At 47.1% G+C, this 23311-nt stretch carries 22 protein-coding genes; 8 read left to right on the top strand and 14 right to left on the bottom strand.

What is annotated here, in order from left to right; all coding sequences use genetic code 11:
* Entirely contained in the window at positions 1–1116 is a 1116-nt protein-coding gene (gene mutY / locus QUE64_RS08345) for an A/G-specific adenine glycosylase (RefSeq protein ID WP_286225297.1), read from the top strand.
* On the opposite strand, the gene rapZ is transcribed toward mutY, so the two are convergent.
* From rapZ to uvrA, 11 genes are read right to left on the bottom strand one after another with little or no spacing between them, the layout of a single operon-like run.
* On the bottom strand, positions 1077–1949 hold the full coding sequence (gene rapZ / locus QUE64_RS08340; RefSeq protein ID WP_286225296.1) for an RNase adapter RapZ: 873 nt from the start codon (positions 1947–1949) through the stop codon (positions 1077–1079). The genes mutY and rapZ overlap by 40 nt on opposite strands.
* A gap of 1 nt (position 1950) precedes the next feature.
* A complete protein-coding gene (hprK, locus tag QUE64_RS08335; protein ID WP_108509129.1) occupies positions 1951–2937 on the bottom strand; it encodes an HPr(Ser) kinase/phosphatase in 987 nt (328 codons plus the stop codon).
* Entirely contained in the window at positions 2934–3395 is a 462-nt protein-coding gene (locus QUE64_RS08330; RefSeq protein WP_286225294.1) for a PTS sugar transporter subunit IIA, read from the bottom strand. Before QUE64_RS08330 ends, hprK begins: the two co-directional genes overlap by 4 nt.
* Positions 3396–3422: 27 nt before the next feature.
* The gene (gene hpf, locus QUE64_RS08325; protein WP_286223584.1) at positions 3423–3752 is read right to left on the bottom strand and encodes a ribosome hibernation-promoting factor, HPF/YfiA family; all 330 of its coding nucleotides are present in this window, start codon (positions 3750–3752) and stop codon (positions 3423–3425) included.
* Between the two features lie 15 nt (positions 3753–3767).
* Entirely contained in the window at positions 3768–5087 is a 1320-nt protein-coding gene (gene rpoN / locus QUE64_RS08320; protein WP_286225293.1) for an RNA polymerase factor sigma-54, read from the bottom strand.
* Positions 5088–5146: 59 nt separating this feature from the next.
* The gene (lptB, locus tag QUE64_RS08315) at positions 5147–5899 is read right to left on the bottom strand and encodes an LPS export ABC transporter ATP-binding protein (RefSeq protein ID WP_286223582.1); all 753 of its coding nucleotides are present in this window, start codon (positions 5897–5899) and stop codon (positions 5147–5149) included.
* Position 5900: 1 nt separating this feature from the next.
* Entirely contained in the window at positions 5901–6437 is a 537-nt protein-coding gene (locus tag QUE64_RS08310; protein WP_286225292.1) for an LptA/OstA family protein, read from the bottom strand.
* Positions 6434–7078: an LPS export ABC transporter periplasmic protein LptC gene (lptC, locus tag QUE64_RS08305; protein WP_286223580.1), complete on the bottom strand. Its 645-nt coding sequence runs from the start codon at positions 7076–7078 to the stop codon at positions 6434–6436. Before lptC ends, QUE64_RS08310 begins: the two co-directional genes overlap by 4 nt.
* A gap of 11 nt (positions 7079–7089) precedes the next feature.
* Positions 7090–7665 carry a KdsC family phosphatase gene (locus QUE64_RS08300; RefSeq protein WP_286225291.1) on the bottom strand — a complete coding sequence of 192 codons (576 nt, stop codon included), beginning with the start codon at positions 7663–7665 and terminating at the stop codon, positions 7090–7092.
* A 3-nt stretch (positions 7666–7668) separates the two neighbouring features.
* Positions 7669–8658 carry a KpsF/GutQ family sugar-phosphate isomerase gene (locus QUE64_RS08295; protein ID WP_286225290.1) on the bottom strand — a complete coding sequence of 330 codons (990 nt, stop codon included), beginning with the start codon at positions 8656–8658 and terminating at the stop codon, positions 7669–7671.
* 36 nt (positions 8659–8694) lie between these two features.
* On the bottom strand, positions 8695–11607 hold the full coding sequence (gene uvrA / locus QUE64_RS08290) for an excinuclease ABC subunit UvrA (RefSeq protein WP_286225289.1): 2913 nt from the start codon (positions 11605–11607) through the stop codon (positions 8695–8697).
* 37 nt (positions 11608–11644) lie between these two features.
* Between uvrA and QUE64_RS08285 the strand changes: the two genes are divergently transcribed.
* Positions 11645–12808: an MFS transporter gene (locus QUE64_RS08285; protein WP_286225288.1), complete on the top strand. Its 1164-nt coding sequence runs from the start codon at positions 11645–11647 to the stop codon at positions 12806–12808.
* Between the two features lie 41 nt (positions 12809–12849).
* A complete protein-coding gene (ssb, locus tag QUE64_RS08280; protein ID WP_286225286.1) occupies positions 12850–13293 on the top strand; it encodes a single-stranded DNA-binding protein in 444 nt (147 codons plus the stop codon).
* 2 nt (positions 13294–13295) lie between these two features.
* Here ssb and queF read toward each other — a convergent pair whose 3' ends face one another.
* The 3 genes from queF to ilvA are packed head-to-tail and all read right to left on the bottom strand — an operon-like array spanning position 13296 to position 16580.
* Positions 13296–14135: an NADPH-dependent 7-cyano-7-deazaguanine reductase QueF gene (gene queF / locus QUE64_RS08275; RefSeq protein WP_286225283.1), complete on the bottom strand. Its 840-nt coding sequence runs from the start codon at positions 14133–14135 to the stop codon at positions 13296–13298.
* Between the two features lie 8 nt (positions 14136–14143).
* A complete protein-coding gene (locus QUE64_RS08270; protein ID WP_286223573.1) occupies positions 14144–15058 on the bottom strand; it encodes a 5'-nucleotidase in 915 nt (304 codons plus the stop codon).
* A 1-nt stretch (position 15059) separates the two neighbouring features.
* Positions 15060–16580, bottom strand: coding sequence for a threonine ammonia-lyase, biosynthetic (gene ilvA, locus QUE64_RS08265; protein WP_286225282.1), 1521 nt, complete (start codon positions 16578–16580; stop codon positions 15060–15062).
* Positions 16581–16699: 119 nt separating this feature from the next.
* Here ilvA and QUE64_RS08260 point away from each other — a divergent pair, with 119 nt between their 5' ends.
* From QUE64_RS08260 to QUE64_RS08240, 5 genes are read left to right on the top strand one after another with little or no spacing between them, the layout of a single operon-like run.
* Positions 16700–20536 carry a DUF3683 domain-containing protein gene (locus tag QUE64_RS08260; protein ID WP_286225280.1) on the top strand — a complete coding sequence of 1279 codons (3837 nt, stop codon included), beginning with the start codon at positions 16700–16702 and terminating at the stop codon, positions 20534–20536.
* A complete protein-coding gene (locus QUE64_RS08255) occupies positions 20536–20919 on the top strand; it encodes a gamma-butyrobetaine hydroxylase family protein (protein ID WP_286225279.1) in 384 nt (127 codons plus the stop codon). Before QUE64_RS08260 ends, QUE64_RS08255 begins: the two co-directional genes overlap by 1 nt.
* A 2-nt stretch (positions 20920–20921) precedes the next feature.
* Positions 20922–21665: a bifunctional demethylmenaquinone methyltransferase/2-methoxy-6-polyprenyl-1,4-benzoquinol methylase UbiE gene (ubiE, locus tag QUE64_RS08250; protein ID WP_286225277.1), complete on the top strand. Its 744-nt coding sequence runs from the start codon at positions 20922–20924 to the stop codon at positions 21663–21665.
* 50 nt (positions 21666–21715) lie between these two features.
* A complete protein-coding gene (locus QUE64_RS08245; RefSeq protein WP_286225275.1) occupies positions 21716–22645 on the top strand; it encodes a Tim44 domain-containing protein in 930 nt (309 codons plus the stop codon).
* A 52-nt stretch (positions 22646–22697) separates the two neighbouring features.
* Positions 22698–23309 (top strand): ubiquinone biosynthesis accessory factor UbiJ, encoded by a 612-nt coding sequence (locus QUE64_RS08240; protein ID WP_286223567.1) that lies wholly within the window; start codon positions 22698–22700, stop codon positions 23307–23309.
* The last annotated feature ends 2 nt before the right edge of the window (positions 23310–23311 follow it).

Genomic DNA, 23311 nt, shown 5'->3' with positions numbered 1-23311 from the left:
ATGGGATTTCATTTTTCCCAGGCTTTAATTCGTTGGTCAAAGCATTATGGTCGTCAAGGTCTGCCCTGGCAAGGTCATCAAGATCCATATGCAGTTTGGATATCGGAGATCATGTTACAGCAGACCCAGGTTAGCACTGTGATGCAGCGCTATCCACAATTTATGCGTCAATTTCCAACCGTCAAAGCGTTAGCCAGCGCAGATCTTGATGCGGTTATGGCTCTGTGGAGCGGATTGGGGTATTACTCGCGCGCACGTAATCTCCATCGTTGTTCCCAAGAGATCATGGCAAAGTATGCGGGCCAGTTCCCCAGAACGGCAAAAGAACTTGAGCAACTGCCCGGCATTGGCCGATCGACAGCAGGCGCAATTGCTGCCTTTGCATTCGAGGAGCGCGCCCCAATCCTAGATGCCAACGTGAAGCGGGTCATCAGCCGATTTTTTGGTGTTACAGGCGATCAACAAAGCCATGAGACAGTGCAATTACTGTGGGAACATGCAACAGCGCTTCTTCCCAAGTCAAAGTCTCAAATGCCTATTTACACACAAGCACTAATGGATTTTGGGGCTACCTGGTGCACCCCGAAGGCTGCTAAATGCCAAAGTCAGGATCAGATGTGCCCAATGAAGAGTGAGTGCAAAGCGCATGAGCTTGGTCAGGTCGACCTTATTCCAGCGAAAAAGAAGAAAAAAGAATCACCAACGTTTACAACAAATATCTTTTTGATTCGTTATCAGGATGAGATATTGCTTGAGAGGCGAGCTCCAAAAGCGATTTGGGGCGGACTCTATTCCTTAATCGAAACCCCATGGGAGCCGATCGAACCGAAAATAAATCGTTCAAAACCAAGTGACGTCACGAGCTTACTAAATCAAACTGTTCTTTCAAAGCTTTTATCAAAAAGCGATTTAGGGTCGATTGCCTCAGTTGAAAAAGGCCATGTAATCGAGCATGTATTTAGTCATCGACGGCTACGAATGCAACCATGGATCATTCATCTCAAACGGAAATGGTCGCACTTAAGCGCTACGCTCGATTGGATTTGCACAAGACGATTAAAAGAATACGGCCTGCCTCAGCCAATCCGGGTCTTCTTGGAATCGAGTTCTCGATGACGCTCTAAGACATATACGTCTTTGATGGCTGCCTGAGAGAATAATTGATTCAATTGATGTACGAGATAAACCGATCGGTGTTGACCGCCTGTGCAACCAATCGCTACCGTGAGATAGCTGCGACCATCTTTCAAATAGTGTGGCAACCATTTTTCGATATGTGTCTCAATATCAGTGAGCATTTGTGTGACCTCAGGAAACTGACACAAATAGTCCGCCACCGCTTGATCTAAGCCAGTTTGATCTCGCAGGGGCGCTTCGTAATGTGGGTTTGGGAGGCAGCGAACATCAAACACAATATCTGCCTCACTGGGTACGCCACCTTTGAATGCGAAGGACTCGAATATCAACGCTAGCCCAATGGGCCGCTCTTTTAATTGATCGGCGATCCAGTGCCGTAGTGTGTGGGCAGGAATGTGCCCAGTATCAATTTGTTGAGCTTCGCTTGCTAAAGGAGCGAGCAATTCTCGCTCCCTCTCAATCGCATCAATTAAGGTGGTCGATTGCGTTGGGTGGGAGAGTGGATGACGGCGGCGCGTTTCTGAGAAGCGCTGGACCAAGGTATTGGTGTCCGCGTTTAGAAACAACACATCAACCTGATGCTTGTGGCGTAGCTTTTCCAGAAGCGCAGGTAATTGAGAGATCGATTCACCGCGTCTAGCATCAACTGCAATTGCAATATGCTGACGTTGTTCGCCCTCCATGGTCTTTACCAATTGCTCAATTAAAGACACTGGTAAGTTATCAACGCAATCGTAGCCAGCATCTTCAAACGCACGTAATGCTACTGATTTTCCTGAACCAGAGATGCCAGTAATGAGTTGGATGCGCATCTTATAAGAGACGGCCTTGGGATTTATTATGTTCGCTATCGAGATTCATTTGATTGCGTTGACGCTCAATAAAATCTTTGAGAGTATCAATGCCTCTTAGTTGCAAAATGGTGTTACGAACAGCAGCCTCAACGAGAACTGCTAAGTTTCGTCCAGCAGCTACCTGAATTTTCACGGTGCGAATTGGGATATCAAGAACCTCGACAAACTGGGATTCAATCGGCAAGCGTTCGAACTCACCATCATTGCGACGAACCAGCTGCACAATTAAGCGGAGTTTCAACTTCCGTCGAACCGCGGTTTCACCAAAGATCGTCCGAATATCCAGTAAACCTAAACCACGAACTTCGAGAAGGTCGCGCAAAATCTCAGGACAGCGACCTTCAATGTAGTCTGGCCCGAGTCGTGTAAAGTCAACCGCATCATCGGCTACTAAACCATGACCACGAGAAATTAGTTCGAGACCGAGCTCGCTCTTGCCTAAGCCGGATTCACCAGTAATTAAGACGCCAAGACCTAAGATGTCCATAAAAACGCCGTGCATCGTAATGCAAGGTGCCCCAATCTTGGTTAAGTAAAACCGCAGGTGATCAATGACCTCTGCAGCAGAAGTATTGGTCGCAAAGAGGGGAGTGGAGGAACGTTGGCAATAGAGTTGTAATTCTTCATCTGCTTTGCAACCGTCGGCCACAATAATGCAGGGCGGCTTACTCGCGATCAGAGAGGAAATTTGGGTTTGACGTTCAGCGCTTGGTAGTTTGGCGTGATAGTCAATCTCTTGATTACCGAATATCTGAATTCGGCTTGGATGAATCATATTTAAATGCCCAACCAAATCAGAGGAGGCGGCCGCAGACTTGACGGCATCAGCGTTGAATTTTCGGTCAGCGCCCTCGAGGCCGCTGATCCAAGACAGCTTTAAATCTCCAATATTTTCATCGAAGATCTGTTGGGCTGTGACGTCTTCCAGTAAAAGTTGCTGGCTCATTGCAAAGCCTCCCAATGGCAAATCAAGTCCTTAACTTTCTCAGGATCAGTCTCATTTTGCAACTGGTCAAGGGTTTGGGGGTTGGTGAGGAGCTGAGCAATGACCGCTAGGATTTCAAGATGCTCCTGAGTTGCTTTTTCTGGAACCAACAGAAAAAGGAGGAGTGAAACGGGTTTACCGTCTGGGGCCCCAAACTCAATTGGGGTTTGGAGCTTAAAAAGAGCCGCGCATGGCTCTTGTAAGCCTTTAATTCGTCCATGGGGTATGGCTACACCGAATCCAAGACCAGTTGAACCCAGAGCTTCCCGGGCATTTAGGAAACTTAAGACAGTCTCGGACGGAATGTGAAGTTTGGTCGCAAAATACTGACCAGCATTTTCGAATGCCTGCGCCTTATTAGACGCTTGTGCATTCAAATTAATGCTGTCAGTGGTAAATAGGCGACTAAGGACATTCATGACCCCTGATTATAGGGGTCAATACACTTAATTTTGCAGCTGATGTTTATCGTGATGGTGATCTTGGATTCGCTCTTTATGCTTAATAACTTGTCGGTCGAGTTTATCGATGACGGCATCCATTGCGTGATACAAATCTTCGTGATGCGCCTGAGCAAATAACTCCTTTCCCTTGAGGTGAAGAGTCAATTCAGCCGTTTGTCTTAATCCTTTTTCTTTTGCTTTATCAATCATGAGAAATGCAGAGGCATCAATCACATGATCAAAATGCTTACGAATTCGCTCTAGACGATTTTCTAGATGATCACGAATGCCTGGAGTAACTTCGAGATGACGGCTGTTGATGCGTAAATTCATTACAAACCTCCATGATTAATGCCTACGCAAATGCATGGCTGGGATGCGCAGTGAGTCCCGATACTTCGCTACTGTGCGCCGAGCAACCGCATACCCTTGGTTTTCTAAAATCATTGCAATCGAGTGATCAGAGATTGGTTTACCAGGAGACTCATTGGCCACGATACGACGAATAATTTCATGAACCGCGGTTGTGGAGACTCGATCACCTTGCTCTGAGGTAATGGAATGACTAAAGAAATGTTTTAGTTCAAATAAACCCAAGGGGCAACTTAAGTACTTTTGCTTCGTTACACGAGATACAGTAGATTCATGCAACTCTAGGTTATCAGCGATTTCTCGTAAAACCAATGGGCGGAGTGCAATATCCCCAGACTCAAAGAAGGATTGTTGCCGTGCAACGACCTCAGAAGCCACGCGCAGTATGGTTTCTTCCCGTTGTTGAATATTTTTTAATAACCATTTTGCTTCTGTCATTTTTTGGCGCATTGCACCAATATCGGCATGGTCACGGTGTTCAGAGATGATGTTGATATATTCTTGATTTAATGAGACTTTTGGAACGGCTTCCTCATTACGTTTAGCAAGCCATAGGTTGCGCTTTTTGTAAACGACAATATCTGGGGTCACCAACTGATCAATGCCATCGTCATAATTGGCTGCCGGGTGATGGTTAAGCGTTTTAATTTTCCGAATAGCCGCCTCAATACTGCTTTCAGATTTGCCCAAAAGAACCTTTAACTTTGCATACTCTCGATTTGCCACCTTACTTAAGTGGGATTTACAAATTTGTAGGGCGAGTGAAAGAACGACTCTTTCTTCAGATCGTATGGTGGGTTGATTAAACTCTTCTTGAAGTTGGATACACAGACATTCACTCAGATCGCGTGCGCCAACACCAATAGGCTCTAATTGCTGTAAGTGGCCTAATGCTATTTGTAATTCAGCGAGGGTGTACTGCTCCTGAAAACGTTCAGCGATTTCAAGGGTGATGATTTCAAGGCTTTCAGTTAAAAAGCCGCGCTCATCGAGACATGCTGCCAAGTAGTGAACTGCCGCTTTAAGTCTCGGGTTGATATTCATTACCCGAATTTGTTCAGCGAGGGCAGTTTGAAGCGAGATTTGATTCGGTATTTGTTCAAGTCCATCACCCTCACTACGCGTGGAGTGATGAGCCGCGCCAGGTTCAAATTCGATGATTGGATTATCGAGAGCGGCTTTTTCAAGCTCTTGCTCAAGTTCGAGATTCGAGAGCATTAAGAGCCTCACAGCTTGTTGAAGTTGTGGACTGAGGCTGGCTTGTTGGCCTAGGCGGGGACTAATCGAAAAGCGCATGAATCCATTCTAGGAAGGCTTCACGGTCACCAATCGCAAAAATTCACCAAATTGGTGCACTACATGCGGAAGTTTTCTCCCAAATAAACCCTTCGAACCGCATCATTTTGAATAATTTCATCAGGCTTACCGGCGGCGAGAACGCTTCCCTCGCTAATAATGTAAGCGTGGTCGCAAATGCCAAGAGTCTCGCGCACATTGTGGTCGGTGATCAGAACCCCGATTTGGCGGTCCCTCAGAAAGCGCACAATCCGTTGAATTTCGCCCACAGCAATCGGATCAACACCTGCAAACGGCTCATCGAGCAGGATAAATTTAGGAGAAGAGGCAAGTGCCCTAGCAATTTCAACTCGTCGCCGCTCGCCCCCTGACAGGGAAAGGGCTGGATTATTGCGCAAGTGACTAATTTGTAATTCGCCAAGTAGCTCATCTAAACGAGCCTGAATTTGCTTTTTGCTTAATGGTTTGCCATTCGTTTCTTGAAGCTCTAATACGGCTTGTATATTTTCCGCCACATTCAATTTACGAAAAACAGAAGCCTCTTGGGGTAAATAAGATAGTCCCATTCGAGCACGCTGGTGAATCGGAAGATGGCTAATTTTCTTTTGATTTAAGCGAATATCCCCGCCATCGAGCGGGACCAAGCCAACAATCATGTAAAACGAGGTTGTTTTGCCAGCACCATTAGGTCCCAATAAGCCAACGACCTCACCGCTTGCGACCTCAATACTGACATCACGTACAACTGTGCGAGAGCCATACCGCTTTTGAAGCGATGTCGCTTGAAGAACGGAGGGAGAAGCCGAGGTCATCTTATTGAACAAGCACTTTTTTTCTGGGAGCCAAGATTGCCCTTGATTGCGGGGGACGACTTAGGTCCAACTTTTGTGGTTTGATCTGATAACTCTCTTTAACATCTTCATATTCAATTTGCCAACCTTGGAGTTGATCGAGCATTTGCATATTGAGTAGGCGCTTGACGGTGGCATTACCAACCAACAAAAGCCTTTCCTTCTGATCATCATAAAGAATATCTTTGGCGATCCCTTGCATAAACTCATCTTGCAGGGTTTCGCGACGTTGGCGCATTGAGGCTGGTAAATTAGACTTTCCGTTTAGATCAATCATTTGATAGCCCTCGGGGGTGACTAGGACAAAGCCGCGCTCACCCGTGCCGACCATGCTGCCGCGTATTAAAAGAACATCACCGGTTAGAGTGTATTTTTGCTTTAGATCATCAAGATCAACTTGATCGGCATTAATGATCAACGGCCTCTCTCGATCAGCCTGATTGGCATTGGCAGACAGGGAGAGCGCACTAAGAGCCAGGATAAAAATCAGGGTTCTCAATTACGACCCTTTTGCTCAGCAGGCTCGATTCGACCACGTACTTGCCCTTTAAGGCTTGCGCTGTGATCGACGTTATTAAACGTTCCACCACCACTTGAATTCATGATCGACATTCCCTGTTGAAGCTCTAATGGTTTATCGGTACGCACAATATCATCATTAATTAAAACTTGGAAGTAACTTGAGCGGGCCAGTAATTGGGGGGCAGCCTTGCGATCCCCCAAGGCCTCTTGAGCTGGGCGAAAAATTTCACCATTCTCATACAGATCCAAGATCGTTAAATCACCATCAATATGACCACGCTCGGCCCGCACTGTAACGGGTGCGCCCTGATCTTGAAAGATACGAATCCGCGGACGCTCTAGATCGATCGATGCATCGTCTTCATAGTGAATTAGTTTTCTTCCCAAAACACGGTATTTTGTTTGTCCTTGCTCATCAAGATTGGATAGAGTTGCATTTTTGAGAATGTAATCCGGTACGTGTTGTGGCACGCGTGCTAGTGCAAGCGACTCAGGCGGTGTACTGCGCTTGACTAGCCAGAAGGTGGCCAAAGTTAGCGAGCCCATTAACAAAAAGGGTAGGACACGTAATAAACCGCGTACGATCCATAAATAAATAATGTGCCGAGAAAGTCTCATGAAGAGTTTGCCTAGCCTCTGGCTTTGGCTAGTAGCGAATCGTAATGCCCCTGGGCTTTGAGGATTAAATCACAGGCTTCACGAACCGCACCAAAGCCACCTTTAGCCTGCGTGACATAGTGGGCGGTTTGACGGACCGCTTCGTGGGCCTGAGCAGGAGCAATTCGCAAGCCCGCAGATTGCATGATCGATAAGTCAGGCCAATCATCCCCCATCACCGCTAGGTTGTTGGCAGGATTAAACGCAACCCGTTGCTGTAATTCTAGGAGTGCTAATTTTTTATCACTGACACCAGTAAATACATGCGTGATATTGAGTTCATCACAGCGCCCAAGCACCATTTTTGAGTGGCGACCGGTAATGACGGCACACTCAACCCCAATGCTTTGAAGAAGTTTGATGCCAAAGCCATCCTGAATATCAAAGCCCTTCATTGATTCTTTTCCGTCTGGTCCAAAAAAAACCTGACCATTGGTGAGAACGCCATCGACATCAAGTACCAATATACGAACTTGCGCTGCTCGCTCGAGTGCTTGAGGATAGTTAGATAATGGGTTTGTGGTGTGTGATTGAAGAGTCGGTGCCATCAATTAAATTACCTTAGCTGCAAATAAGTCATGCAAGTTGAGGGCGCCTAGTAAGCGTTTTTCAGGATCAGCCACAATTAAGTGATTAATCCGATGTTGCTCCATCATTGCGATGGCTTCTTCAGCAATTAAATCAGGCGGTATGGTTCTTGGGTTAGGGGTCATGGCTTCTGCCAGACTAATTGAGTCGATGCTTGCCTGTTTTTCGAGCAAACGACGTAGATCCCCATCGGTCAGAATACCTAATACTTGGTTGGTGTCATTCACAATCACGACCAAACCCATCTTTTGACCACTCATTTCTGCAAGTGCTTCTACAAACGATGCCTTTACATTGATTTTAGGAGTACTTGAGAGATCACGCATGACCTCTGAGACATGGGCAATTAATTTTCGACCTAGTCTTCCGCCGGGGTGAGAGCGTAAAAAGTCTTCCGCTTTAAAGCCTCGAGCATCCAATAGAGAAACAGCGAGTGCATCACCCATAGCCAGGGCTGCCGTCGTGCTAGTGGTTGGTGCCATATTGAGCGGGCAAGCTTCTTTGTCAACACTAATATCAAGATGTGCATCTGCCAATTTAGCAAGTGAAGAATTAGGATCCCCTGTTAAGGCAATTAATTTTGCGCCAGTTCGTTTAATGATGGGGACAATCGTGAGTAATTCGTCGGTTTCACCGGAGTTTGAAATCGCTACGAATACATCATCACGAGTGACCATGCCTAAATCACCATGACTTGCCTCGGCGGGATGCACAAAAAATGCGGGAGAACCAGTTGATGCAAAGGTGGCAGCCACTTTTCGGGCGATGTGACCTGACTTGCCGATTCCTGAAACAACAATCCGGCCCCTGCATTGTTCGAGAAGCTGAACCGAAAGCAGCAAGGCTGACTGCCCATCTTGGGCTAAGCGATCCCGCATTTTGCGAATCGCATCCGCTTCTAAATCAAGGGTGGTGCAGGCTAATTCCAGAGCGCGTTGGTTCTTTGCATTCATGGGGATAAGTATATGCTGACTACCCCCGTGTGGGATTTAAAGCCCAAGTTTTTCGAGATCTTTTTTCTTGATGGGGCTAGGATTGGCCTGCTTTTTAAGGAGGGGCTTTAAGTATTTTCCGGTAAAGCTAGCAGGGTGATTTGCGACCTCTTCGGGAGTACCGGTGGCAATAATTTGACCACCGCCAGCGCCCCCATTCGGCCCAAGATCAATTAACCAGTCAGCGGTTTTGATCACATCCAGATTGTGCTCAATGATCACCACGGTGTTCCCTTGCTTTTTCAGGGTATGAATCACCTCAAGCAATAGTTTGATGTCATGAAAATGCAATCCCGTGGTTGGTTCATCAAGGATGTAAAGGGTCCGTCCCGTATCCCGCTTGGAGAGTTCTAGCGAGAGCTTGACACGCTGCGCCTCGCCCCCCGAAAGGGTGGTGGCACTTTGGCCCAGGCAGACATACCCTAAACCAACATCGAGCAAGGTCTTAAGTTTTCGTTTAACTACCGGAACGGCTTCAAAGAATTCATGGGCTTGCTCTACCGTCATAGACAGAACTTCATGAATATTCTTGCCTTTATAGCGAATATCCAAGGTCTCACGGTTATAGCGCTTGCCATGACACACATCGCAAGGTACATAGACATCGGGCAAGAAATGCATTTCGACCTTGAGAACGCCGTCACCCTCACAGGTTTCGCAGCGGCCACCTTTGACATTAAAGGAGAATCGACCTGCTTCATATCCCCGTTCACGAGCAGCTGGGACCCCAGCAAAGAGTTCTCGGATCGGAGTAAATAGGCCCGTATAGGTTGCGGGATTCGAGCGTGGTGTGCGGCCAATCGGCGATTGATCCACATTAATCACTTTGTCAAAGTGTTCAATACCTTCGATATGATCATGTTCAGCTGGTTCAGCGCTCGAGCCATAAAGGTGTTGGGCAACCGCATGATGCAAGGTGTCGTTAATTAAAGTTGACTTACCAGAGCCAGATACGCCAGTGACACACGTCAATAAGCCGACGGGGATGTGTGCATCCACTTTTTGCAAATTATTACCACTCGCACCGATGATGCTTAAAAAGCGCCCATCATGTTCGGTACGTTTTTGGGGAACTGCAATATTTTCTTGGCCAGATAAGTAGGCACCTGTTAATGAATTAGGATGATGTTCGACTTCGCTTGGCGTTCCAGTGGCAACAATTTTTCCACCATGTACGCCCGCCCCAGGTCCAATATCGATAACATAGTCTGAGGCCCGTATCATGTCCTCGTCGTGCTCTACAACCAATACGCTGTTACCAAGATCGCGCAGGTGTTTGAGGGTTGCAATTAAGCGATCGTTATCGCGTTGATGCAAACCAATTGAAGGTTCATCGAGTACATACATCACGCCTGTGAGTCCAGAGCCAATTTGTGAGGCAAGCCGGATTCGTTGTGCTTCGCCACCCGAAAGGGTATCGGCGCTTCGTTCTAAAGATAAGTAATCCAGACCCACGTCATTTAAAAAGCGTAAACGCGAGGCGATCTCTTTAATGATTTTGTCAGCAATTTCGCGTTTAGCACCCTTTAATTGGATGGTATTGAAATAGTCTTGAGCTTCACGCAAAGGTAGGGCACTGATTTCATAAATGGCGCGCGCTTGCTGACCATCGCCCACTTTGACAAAGCGCGCCTCCTTGCGTAAACGGGTACCGCCGCAATCTGGACAAGCACGAATATTTTGATAGCGTGCTAATTCTTCTCGAACAGCCGACGAATCAGTTTCTCGATAGCGCCGCTCAAAATTAGCAAGGATTCCCTCAAAGGCATGTTCGCGCACAACCGAGCGACCCTTTTCATTCAGGTACTCAAATGGAATGGTTGTATCCCCGGATCCGTAGAGGATCAGGTCCTGGGCTTTTTTGGGTAATTTCTCAAAAGGCTTTTCAAGATCAAAGCCGCCAAACTTCGCTAAGGTTTGCAAGAGCTTGAAGTAAAACTGGTTGCGGCGATCCCAACCCTTGATGGCTCCTGCTGCGAGTGACAAGTCAGGGTGTGCCACGACCCGCTTGGGATCAAAAAAGGAGATGTGACCAAGTCCATCGCAGCTGGGGCAGGCGCCCATCGGGTTATTAAACGAAAACAGACGGGGTTCAAGTTCTTGTAATGAGTAGGAGCAAATGGGGCAAGCAAATTTGCTAGAAAAGATGGTTTCTTCCCCAGTGTCCATATTGACTACCATGGCCTTGCCATCGGCGAGTCGTAGGGCAGTTTCAAAGGACTCCGCAAGCCGTTGTTGAATATCCTCTTTGACGCGAATTCGATCAACCACCACTTCAATCGAATGCTTATCATTTTTCTTGAGTTGCGGCAGACGATCAGCTTCAACGATCTCGGCTTTGGCGGCGTTACTCGTGCCACCGCCAGAGCGAATGCGAAAACGCACAAACCCCTGAGCTTGGAGATTTTCAAATAAGTCAACGAACTCACCTTTGCGTTCACTCACCACAGGAGCCAAGATCATGAGTTTGGCATCAGCTGGCATTGCCATCACCGTATCAACCATTTGCGAGACGCTCTGTGCTTCAAGAGGTAGAGCATGATCTGGGCAGTAGGGGGTGCCCGCCCGTGCGAAGAGTAGACGCAAATAATCATGAATCTCGGTGACAGTACCAACGGTTGAGCGCGGATTATGGCTAGTTGCCTTTTGCTCGATGGAGATTGCGGGTGATAAACCCTCAATCACATCCACGTCGGGTTTTTCCATTAACTGCAGAAATTGGCGCGCATAGGCCGAGAGTGATTCAACATAGCGACGCTGTCCTTCGGCATAGAGCGTATCGAAAGCCAAAGAGCTTTTGCCAGAACCGGATAAGCCGGTCAACACCACCAGCTTTTCGCGGGGGATATCAAGATTGATATTTTTTAGGTTGTGGGTTCGGGCCCCACGGATTTTGATTTCGTTATTCATGATTTTTTAGCGTAACTTGTTAATATAGCCTTTTCCCATGAACTCTTCCGAACTACGCTCAACCCTTGCCCTTGCCGGTATCTTTGGCTTGCGGATGCTGGGACTTTTCTTGCTGTTACCCGTTTTCTCCTTGCATGCCAAGGATTTACCGGGGGGAGAGAATGCCTTATGGGTCGGTTTGGCCCTTGGGATTTTTAATATTGTTCAGGCCTTTTTCCATATTCCCTTAGGAATTCTTTCGGATCGGGTGGGTCGTAAGCCGGTTGTTTTATGGGGATTGAGTTTATTTATTGCTGGCGCATTGATTGCAGCCAGTCGAGATGATTTGTTGTGGATCGCCATTGGGCGAGGGCTCATGGGAGCAGGAGCAATCTCTGCCGCAGTGTCTGCTTGGGTGGCGGATTTAACACGCGAGCAAGTGAGAACTGCGGCAATGGCGATTGTGGGTGGAAGTATCGGTATCTCATTTGCCCTTTCATTAGTGATTGCGACGCCAATTTATCGAGCGATTGGCCTGGATGGCATGTTCTTGTTATTAGCAGTGTTGGGCTTGATTGGCTTTTTGGTTGCCTGGCTCTTGGTGCCAAGTCCCCCCAAGCAAATTCGGGGTGAGCATCAGCCGCTCATGCAAATTTTTCTAAGACCTGAATTATTCCGGCTCAATGTGGGGGTGTTTGTTCTCAATGCCACCCAAGTGGCCATGTTCCTGGTTGTGCCGCGCTTACTCGTGGATGCGGGTATGCCATTGGATGATCATTGGAAAATTTACTTTCCAGTGGTCGTTGTTTCATTCTTTTTGATGTTGCCAGGGATTATTTATGGAGAAAAGAAAAAGAAATTACGGCTTGTATTGCTAACAGCCGTTGTCATCCTTTTGATTGCACAAATCATCTTCTTGCAAGCTCATTCCATTACAACTATTGTCAGTGCTCTGTTGATTTACTTTGTCGGATTTAATTTACTTGAAGCCTTGCAACCCTCGATGGTATCGCGTTGGGCCAAAGATGAAAAAGGAGCGGCCTTGGGCATCTACAACACGACTCAGTCTGTCGGATTATTTACTGGCGCAGCGCTCGGCGGACTCATGATGCAGCTTTTTGGAAACCTTTCGGTATTCATTGGCGGCACCGTTTTAATCATTGCCTGGCTTATAATTGCTTGGCCAATGCGTGATATTCCATCGTCGCAAACCGCAAAGTAGCTTTAGCCACACTTTTTATTTAATTTTCTTCGGGAGACAAAATGGCTTCAGTCAATAAAGTCATCATCGTTGGTAATGTTGGGCGTGACCCAGAAACACGGTATATGCCCAGCGGTGACGCCGTCACTAATATTTCAGTAGCCACTTCAGATCGCTATAAAGATAAGCAAACAGGCGAAATGAAAGAGAACACCGAATGGCATCGCATTGCCTTTTTCGGTAAGTTAGCTGAAATTGCGGGTCAATATCTAAAAAAAGGTTCACAGGTTTATGTCGAGGGTCGCTTGCGGACTCGAAAGTGGACGGATCAAAGTGGACAAGAAAAGTATTCCACTGAGATCATTGCTGACAGCATGCAAATGCTCGGCGCTCGAATGGCTGGCTCTGGAGAGGAATCATCAAGCGGTCGTTCTAAGCCTGCTGAGAGCACATCGAGTCCAAGCGCAAATGCACTTGATGCAATGGATGACGATATTCCGTTCTAGTATTACTGCCTGGCGTGACGAATATTGTTGGGCCAGGCAGCATTGAAATCCGCCCGAAACGGATTAATGTCTAAACCACCCCGCCGGGTGTAGCGCGCATAAACTGAGAGCTTCTCGGGTTGGCAGCGAGCCTTAACATCGCAAAAGATTTTTTCAACGCAGTGTTCGTGGAATTCACCAAGCTGACGAAAGCCAACCAGGTAGCGTAATAGTCCTTCCTCATCGATGGGCCGTCCCTGGTAATAAATTTGTACACTGGCCCAATCGGGTTGACCGGTAACCGGGCAATTGGATTTCAGTAAATGCGAGACCAGAGTTTGTGTAATAGGGGCTGAGTTTTGATCTGCACTTAGAAGTAGCGGGTCAGCAATCTGTGTTTGATTGACTTCAATATCAAGGCGATCGAGAAGTTGACCATTTAGTTCTTGCATTGATGGGTATTTTTTTTGGTCTTGTATCTGGGATGGGTCAAGCAACTTGATTTGCAATGAACTACCAAGGGCTAAGGCTAAATCACGGCTTAAGCACTCGCGAACAGCGCCAATATTGTCAAAGTGATGTTGATTGAGGCTATTGAGGTAGAGTTTGAACGACTTCGACTCAATCATGTATGGCGACTCTGCAGGAATCGCAAATTCAGCCAATGCGATTTGTGGTTTGCCTTTGGGGTTTAGCCAGCTCAATTCAAAAGCATTCCAAAGGTCAACTCCTAAAAACGGTAGAGGTGAGCCCTCCTCAATGCCTAGTTTCTGGCGATTCTCGGCACGAGGGATGGGAAAGAGCAGACCTGGATCATACTGATTAGGGTAAGCACTTTGCTGACCGAGAATAAATTTAGACATAGAAAAATTTAGGCTTTGGACCGGTTGGTATTGCTGACCCCAGAAATTACATGCCCCGTTGGGGCGACACTGGAGGCAGCATTGCAATGACCGGTTTGATCATCAAAGAAAAAGTCAGGCTCGAACTCTTTCAGAAACTCGCGCTTGGATAGGCCCCCAAGAAACATCGCCTCATCCACATCAATTCCCCAGTTCATCAAAGTGCGAATGGCACGCTCATGAGCTGGTGCCGAGCGGGCTGTGACTAATGCAGTGCGGATGCGCATTTCATTTTTAGGTTCAGCTTCGGTTTGCAGTTGGTGAAGGGCGGCAAGCAAGGGCTTAAAGGGACCGGGTGGCAATGGGATGGCAGCACGTTGACTCTCATGATCAACAAATGCTTGTAGACCTTGATCCTGAAAAACTTGTTCGGCCTCATCTGAAAATAAAACAGCATCTCCGTCAAAGGCAATACGGATTTCATTAGGGTTGTTCTCGGCCATTTTGGTGGATTCTGGGTAGACGCGCGCCGCCGGAAAGCCGGCATCGAGTGTGGCGCGTACATCTTCTTCATTTGCTGATAAGAAGAGGTTGGCTTGCAGCGATTTTAAGTAGTGATACGGTGGCCTACCACGGGTAAAGACCCCGCGTTCAATACTAAGCCCATGGTGTTTGGCAGAACGAAATACGCGTAAACCACTGACCGGATCGTTACGTGACAGGATCACAACTTCGACACGCGGCTGATCTTGATTAAAGCGCAGTAATTTTTTAACGAGAGGAAAAGCAACACCCACTTGGGCTGGAATCGCTAAGCGTTCAAGCTGTAATTTCATGTAGGCACTGTCATCACTTTGTTCAAACAGGCGGTTTTCCTCTTCAAAATCAAAGAGTGCTCTCGATGAAATGGCAACGACTAGTTTTCCAGCGAGGGTATAGGACATCTTATTTTAGAAATAGGCGGTACGCAGGATTCGTGCTTTCATCCCAATGAGGATAGCCTAAAGTCTTCAAAAATTGTTTAAAGGCCGGCTGTTCGTTCTTCGGTACCTGGATTCCTAATAAGATTTGTCCATAATCGGCCCCGTGATTACGGTAATGAAACAAACTAATATTCCAGTTCGGGGCTAGGCTATCCAGAAAGCGCATCAGTGCACCGGGGCGTTCTGGAAATTCAAAGCGGTAGAGTAGTTCATCTTTAGCCAAGGCGGAACTACCGCCAACCATGTGTCTTAGATGCGTTTTGGCCAACTCATCATGGCTTAGATCAATGGTTGCAAATCCGGCTTTACGAAAGGCGCTGGCAATAGTTTTGTTATCACCCGCCCGTTGGGTTCCAATGCCAACAAAAATATGCGCTTGATCGGCATGAGCGATGCGGTAGTTAAATTCAGTGACATTGCGTTTACCAAGCATTTTGCAAAACGCTTTAAAAGATCCTCGCTCTTCAGGAATGGTGACCGCAAAGATCGCCTCACGAAATTCACCTACATCGGCACGTTCAGCCACAAATCGTAGACGACTGAAATTCATATTGGCACCACATGCAATGGCTACCAGAGTTTTCTTTTTGAGGTGATGCTTCTCAACATATTTCTTTAAACCAGCGATAGCGAGTGCGCCTGCGGGCTCCAAAATACTGCGCGTATCAGTAAAGACATCGTTGATCGCAGCACAGATTTCATCGGTATCGACTAAGACAATGTCGTCAACTACCTGTTGGCAGATCTTAAAGGTCTCCTTGCCCACCTGCTTGACCGCGGTGCCATCTGAGAACAGACCAACTTCCTTCAGTTCAACGCGCTTACCTAGTTGTAAAGACTGTTTCATCGCATCTGAGTCAACCGTTTGCACACCAATTACTTTGATCTTTGGCCTAACTGATTTGATGTAGGCGCCGATTCCTGAGATTAGGCCTCCTCCGCCAATTGCCACAAAAATGGCATCAATTGGATCAGGGTGTTGATCGAGGATTTCTTTAGCAATCGTGCCTTGACCAGCAATGACGTCTGGATCATCAAAAGGGTGGATAAAGGTGTACCCCTTCTTTTTCTGAAGCAGTTGAGCTTCTTGATAGGCATCGCTGTAAGAATCACCGGTCAAGACCAGTTCCACCCACTTGCCACCGTGAGCCTTCACTGCATCAATTTTGACTTGAGGGGTAGTGATTGGCATCACGATCACCGCCTTGCATTTGAGTTTGGCGGCAGACAGTGCAACACCTTGCGCATGATTGCCGGCAGAGGCGGCAATCACCCCCTTTTTAAGAGCCGCCGGGCTCAATCCGGCCATTTTGTTATATGCACCGCGCAACTTAAATGAGAAGACCGGTTGACTGTCTTCGCGCTTTAAAAGAATCGTGTTTTGAAAGCGTGCGCTTAGATCCCGAGCCTTCTCTAATTCTGTTTTGCGTGCAACATCGTAGACCTTGGCGTTCTCAATTCGGCTTAAATAATCATTTTTCATCACGAAAGCGTACCATGCTTGGCACATAAGTCCTTAAATTAATTCAGTATTGTGCCAAATTGATTGGCAACGGGAATGATCAAGCTCATCTAAAATAGAGCTTTAATCGACTGGCCACCATGAACGCACCTATCTCCTTAGATAGCTTGTCTGAGATCGATACGCAATCCCATCGTCTTCGTGAGATTCCGTATAACTACACCTCATTTTCCGATCGAGAGATTGTTATTCGTCTCTTGGGTGTCAAGGCATGGGAAATTTTGGAGCAGTTACGGAGTGTGCGACGTACAGGCCGCTCTGCCAGGATGCTGTTTGAGGTGTTGGGCGATATTTGGGTTGTCGAGCGCAATCCTTACTTACAAGATGACTTATTGGATAACCCCAAACGTCGCGAGGCACTCATTCAAGCCTTGTGGCATCGTTTGGGTGAGGTTGAAAAACGGATCTCGGGAGATTTTGCTGAGCAAGTTAACGAATTGATATTAGCCGCTCGCACCGCAGTGGAATCCTTTGCGAATAACTTTCAAACCGTATCGCAATTGCGCAAGCGGGCCAAGAAGGAATTTAGCAAATTTACGCATGTTGACAATATCGCATTTGACGGAATGTCACGCGTTGCGCACGTTACCGATGCAACCGATTGGCGAATCGAGTATCCATTTGTTGTTCTCAAGCCAGATACCGAAGCAGAAATTCCAAACTTGGTCAGAGCATGTATTGAGTTAGGACTGACCATTGTTCCGCGCGGAGGTGGTACGGGTTATACCGGTGGCGCCATCCCAATGGTGGCAATGTCGGCGGTGATTAATACAGAAAAGTTAATTGATCTTGGAGCGGTCGTACATTCTGTATTGCCTGGCCTAAGTACTCCGGTACCTACGATTTTCTCTGGGGCGGGCGTGGTGACCCGTCGTGTAGCAGATGCCGCAGAAAAACAAGGACTCGTTTTTGCTGTCGATCCAACCTCAGCAGATGCCAGCTGCATTGGCGGAAATATCGCCATGAACGCAGGCGGTAAGAAAGCAGTTTTATGGGGAACCGCTTTGGATAATCTGGCTAGTTGGCGCATGGTGGATCCCGATGGAAATTGGCTCGATATTGAGCGGCTCGACCATAACCTTGGCAAGATTCATGATCAAGGCGTTGCTCGGTTTCGTTTGATCTGGTCGGATGGCAAGGCGACACCTCAAGCCAAGGTTTTACGTTCCGAGGTTTTAGAAATCGAGGGCGCTAAATTTAGGAAAGCAGGTTTGGGTAAAGATGTGACGGATAAATTTTTATCCGGCTTACCGGGTATTCAAAAAGAAGGTTGCGATGGTCTGATTACGAGTGCCATCTGGATTTTGCATCGCATGCCAAAGCATATGCGTACCGTTTGTTTGGAGTTTTTTGGCCAGGCACGTGAAGCCATTCCAAGCATTGTTGAGATCAAAGCGTATTTGGATGATTTAAGTAAAAAAGGTGGACCCCTATTGGCGGGACTCGAGCACCTCGATGACCGCTATTTAAAAGCGGTGGGGTACTCCACAAAATCCAAACGCAACGGTTTGCCCAAAATGGTACTCATCGGTGATATCGCTGGAGAGGATGAGGAGGCCGTTGCTGCTGCGACTAGCGAAGTGGTGCGTATGGCCAATCGGCGTGTAGGCGAAGGCTTTGTAGCAGTGAGCGCTGAAGCGCGTAAGAAGTTTTGGTTGGATCGAGCGAGAACGGCGGCGATTGCAAAGCATACCAATGCATTCAAGATTAATGAGGATGTGGTGATTCCGCTCGAGCGAATGGGCGAGTACACCGATGGAATTGATCAAATTAACATCGAGCTATCGCTTAAAAATAAAATTCAGTTACTTGATGCCCTCGAGCAATATATCAATCAAGCAACACTTCCGATTCGTGCAAATGACGAGATTGAGGATATTTCACGAGCAGAAATGGTGGGCGATCGCGTCATTCAGGCCCAGACACTACTACGTGAAGTAAGGACTCGCTGGGCAGAGTGGTTAGAGAAAATAGATCAGTTTTTCCCACAGTTGCAAGATGGGACCCTGCGCGCTTCATGGAAAAACGAATTACTTGCCCCACTGCAAGTCATCTTTGGTGGCTCCACCTTTGATTTGGTATTAAAAGAAATTAAATCAATTCATCAGAAGATATTACGCAAACGCGTATTTGTTGCCTTACATATGCATGCTGGAGACGGCAATGTTCACACCAATATTCCGGTGAACTCGGACGATTATGAGATGTTGCAAGATGCCCACCGTGCAGTTGATCGCATTATGGTTTTGGCACGCTCCTTGGACGGCGTGATTTCGGGTGAGCATGGCATTGGTATTACAAAATTAGAGTACCTCACGGACGAGGAACTCAAAGAATTTCGTTCTTATAAAAATCGAGTGGATCCAAACAACCACTTTAATAAAGGCAAGCTAATGCCAAATGCCAATCTACAAATGGCATATACCCCAAGCTTTGGACTCATGGGTCACGAATCGATCATCATGCAACAAAGCGATATCGGAGCGATTGCTGACAGCGTAAAAGATTGTTTGCGGTGTGGAAAGTGCAAGCCAGTCTGTGCAACTCATGTGCCTCGAGCAAATTTGTTGTATAGCCCCAGAGACAAAATTCTTGCCACTTCATTATTAATCGAAGCATTTTTATATGAAGAGCAAACCCGCCGCGGGGTATCGATTCGGCATTGGGAAATGTTTGACGATGTTGCTGCGCACTGCACAGTTTGTCATAAGTGCTATACGCCATGCCCAGTCAAAATCGATTTTGGTGATGTCACCATGAATATGCGTAATTTGTTACGTAAGATGGGGCAGCGCCGCTTTAATCCAGGTACTAGCGCATCGATGTTATTCCTCAATGCAACTAATCCCGAAACCATCCGAATGAGTCGTAAGGTGATGATTGAATGGGGTTATGGCTTGCAGCGCTTTGCCCATCAATTATTCAAAAAATGGGCCGTTCAGCAAACACAATCACCACCTGCGACAGTTGGTAAGCCTGCTTTGAAAGAGCAGGTGATTTATTTTGTGAATAAGAAGATGCCCGGCAATTTACCCAAAAAGACTGCCCGCGCACTTTTGGATATTGAAAACGCGGACTATGTACCGATTATTCGTAATCCTTTGGAGACGAGTGTTGATACGGAAGCGGTTTTCTATTTCCCAGGATGCGGTTCGGAGCGACTATTTTCACAAGTGGGATTGGCGACTCAGGCAATGCTTTGGCACGTTGGTGTGCAAACCGTACTACCCCCTGGGTATTTGTGCTGCGGTTATCCGCAAAAGGGAAACGGCGACTTTGATAAAGCCGAGAAAATGATTACGGATAATCGAGTGCTATTTCATCGGGTGGCTAATACCTTGAACTATCTCGATATCAAAACAGTCGTGGTCTCCTGTGGTACCTGTTACGATCAACTGGCAGACTATCAGTTTGATCAAATCTTCCCAGGTTGTCGAATTATTGATATTCATGAGTACCTGCTCGAGAAAGGGCTAAGACTTGAGGGTGTTGAGGGAGTTCGCTATATGTATCACGATCCATGCCACACCCCTATGAAGCTTCAGGATCCTTTGAAGACAGTCAATGAGCTGATTACACTTGAGGATGGCACGGCAATTGTGAAGAACGAGCGTTGCTGTGGTGAGTCCGGTACGCTAGCAATTACTCGGCCAGATATTTCAACTCAAGTGCGTTATCGCAAGCAAATTGAAATGGAAAAGGGTGCGACCGAACTAAGGAAAGACTTTGCTGGTGAAGTTAAAGTATTAACCAGTTGCCCATCGTGCTTACAAGGCTTATCGCGTTTTGATGGCGATAGCGAGACCAAGGCGGATTACATTGTGGTTGAAATGGCCAAGCATTTATTGGGTGACAATTGGCTTGAAAGCTACGTAACTAAGGCCAACCAAGGCGGAATTGAAAGGGTATTAGTGTAATGATTCCAAGCAATTTAATCGTGCATGAAAACTCAAAGGTTCTCGAGCTTCAATACGAGAATGGAAAGAGCTATCGTTTACCTTTTGAGTTTTTGCGTGTCTACTCACCATCAGCCGAGGTACGTGGTCATGGACCAGGGCAGGAGGTCTTGCAAACGGGTAAGCGAGACGTTGGCATCCTAAACATTGAGCCAGTTGGTCATTACGCGATTAAGCCAACTTTTTCAGATGGTCATGACTCGGGTCTTTATTCATGGGACTATTTGTATGAGTTATGTGAAAACCAAGAGTCTTTGTGGAAAGATTACCTTGAGCGCTGCAAAGTCGCCGGTATTGATCGCGATGCTGCGATGGTGACTAAATCCCATGGTTGTGGGCACTAAATATGTCAAAGACCCATTTTGGATATCAAAGCGTTGATGAGTCTCAAAAGGCCGAGAAAGTTGCCGAGGTCTTCCATTCGGTAGCTGCGAAATACGACATCATGAACGATCTGATGTCGGCCGGTTTGCATCGCCTCTGGAAAAAATTTACCTTAGCCCAAGCGAATGTTAAGGCCGGCGACCGGGTGCTTGATATTGCTGGTGGGACTGGCGACCTTGCCTACTCTTTTGCGCAATCTGCGCAATGGGGCATTCATCCTGAGGCTGAGGTGTGGTTAAGCGATATCAATGCATCCATGCTATCGGTAGGTCGAGATCGACTTTTGGATCGCGGTCTTGTAATTCCATGCATTCAGTTTGATGCAGAACAGATCCCCTTCCCAAATCACCATTTTGATGTAGTGAGCGTTGCATTTGGTCTGCGGAATATGACGCATAAAGAGCGTGCCTTGTCGGAGATGGCTAGGGTGATTCGACCTGGGGGTAAGGTTTTGGTTTTGGAGTTTTCCAAGCCAGACCCACTCATAGCCCCAATTTACGACCTATATTCCTTTAAGGTGCTGCCATGGCTTGGGGACAAGGTTGCGAAGGATGCCGCTAGTTATCAATACTTGGCAGAATCAATCCGCATGCATCCAGATGCCCAAACCCTCAAAGCCATGATGGAGAGCGTTGGGTTTGATGAGGTCCATACCCATAGAATGACTGGGGGTATCGTCGCCTTGCATATTGGTATTAAATACTAGATATTCACTGTAAAGTAATACTTACAGATCGTAGATGGGAGACTGATTCAATGAAAAGTACTTATTTAAAAGCCGGTGTTTTTGCACTGTCCTTTGCTTTTTTATCGGTTGGGCATGTCGCTGTTGTTGACGCAAAGCGTTTGGGCGGTGGGTCGAACATCGGTCGCTCAGCCAATGCGCCTAAGCAAAAACAAGCACAACCTCCGGCCCAGCAAAAACCAGCACAGCAAGCGCAACAACCTGCTGCGGCACCTGCTCAAGCTGCTGCGCCAGCCGCTGCAGCTAAGCGTTCGGGCTTAGGTGGAATGTTAGGCGGTCTTGCAGCAGGTCTTGGAATTGCTTACTTGCTTTCGCATTTTGGTTTAGGTGAGGCTGCTGCTTCATTTTTGACAGGACTCTTATTGGCCGTCTTAGTTGGTTTTGTATTGTTATTCGTGTTGCGCCGCTTTATGCCAGCCAGCGCTAAAAATATGCCAAGCCCAGTGCCTGCTTCTAATGGAATGCAACGAACCGCGAGGCAAGAGCCTGCCTTTACGCCTAGTCATCCAGTGAATACTGGATTTGGATCGCCAAGCCCAATGCTTGAGGAGGCTCCTGCTTATCAACTGCCTGAAGGCTTTGATCAAATCGCATTTTTGGCCAATGCAAAACACTACTTCACGCGTTTGCAAAAGGCTTGGGATGCTGGCGATCTTGAGGCATTGCGCGAATTTACAACCCCCGAAATGTTTGCCAGCTTGCAACGTGATCTGCAGGGCCGTGCTGAAGGGGTAAATCAAACGGATGTGGTTACGCTAAACGCTGAACTCTTGGGCGTTGAGACCGACGCGAATACTTACCTGTGCAGCGTTGAGTTCACTGGCATGATTCGGGAGCAGGCAGATGGACCCGCTGAACCATTTAGGGAGGTTTGGAATTTATCGAAGCCTGTCAATGTTCCTGGGGGCTGGGTTCTAGCTGGTATTCAGCAATTGGTTTAAGCTTTAACCTTTCCCCGATTGGAAAACCCGCCCTGTGCGGGTTTTTTACACTATGAATCTGCGTTTTGATTTCCCAAAAACGGCTTTGGTGCGCGCCATTAATCATGTCCTTGAGCGTGAGCAGTGGGCTTTGCGTGATTTAAGTAATCATCAAGGCCAGGTAATCGAGTTAATTTTGCCAATCGGGTCAATGCAATGGCAAATTCAGGACGACTCGTTTATTGCTCTTTTATCTGAAGTGCATCCGCATCCTAATTTGGTTTTAGAAGTTGATGCCAACAGCTTTTCAGCGCTTAGCGCCCCGCAGGGAACCATCAAAGACCGGGCGATGAGAGCCGTCAAAATAACGGGCGATGCCCAATTGGCTCAATTGATTGCTAAGCTTTCAAATCAATTGCGTTGGGAGTACGAGGAAGATTTAGCCAGAATTATCGGTGATGCACCCGCACACTATATTAGTACGCAAGCCAAACGCTTTGCTAAAGCGACAGAGAAAGCAATCCTTGATTTACAAGGGAATATGGTCGAGTACCTAAGTGAGGAAAAAAAAGTCTTATTGCATCAACGCGATTTTGTTTCTCATAAAATGGAGATTCAGGCAGTTCGTGATGCGGTTGAGCGCCTTGAAAAGCGAATTTCCTTTTTACAAAAAAGTCGGGATTAACT

Origin of the sequence: Polynucleobacter sp. HIN7 (genome assembly GCF_030297595.1) — a bacterium.
Taxonomy (GTDB): Bacteria; Pseudomonadota; Gammaproteobacteria; order Burkholderiales; family Burkholderiaceae; genus Polynucleobacter.
The sequence above is the reverse complement of the archived record's forward strand: the minus strand, read 5'-3'. Positions and strand labels throughout refer to the sequence as shown.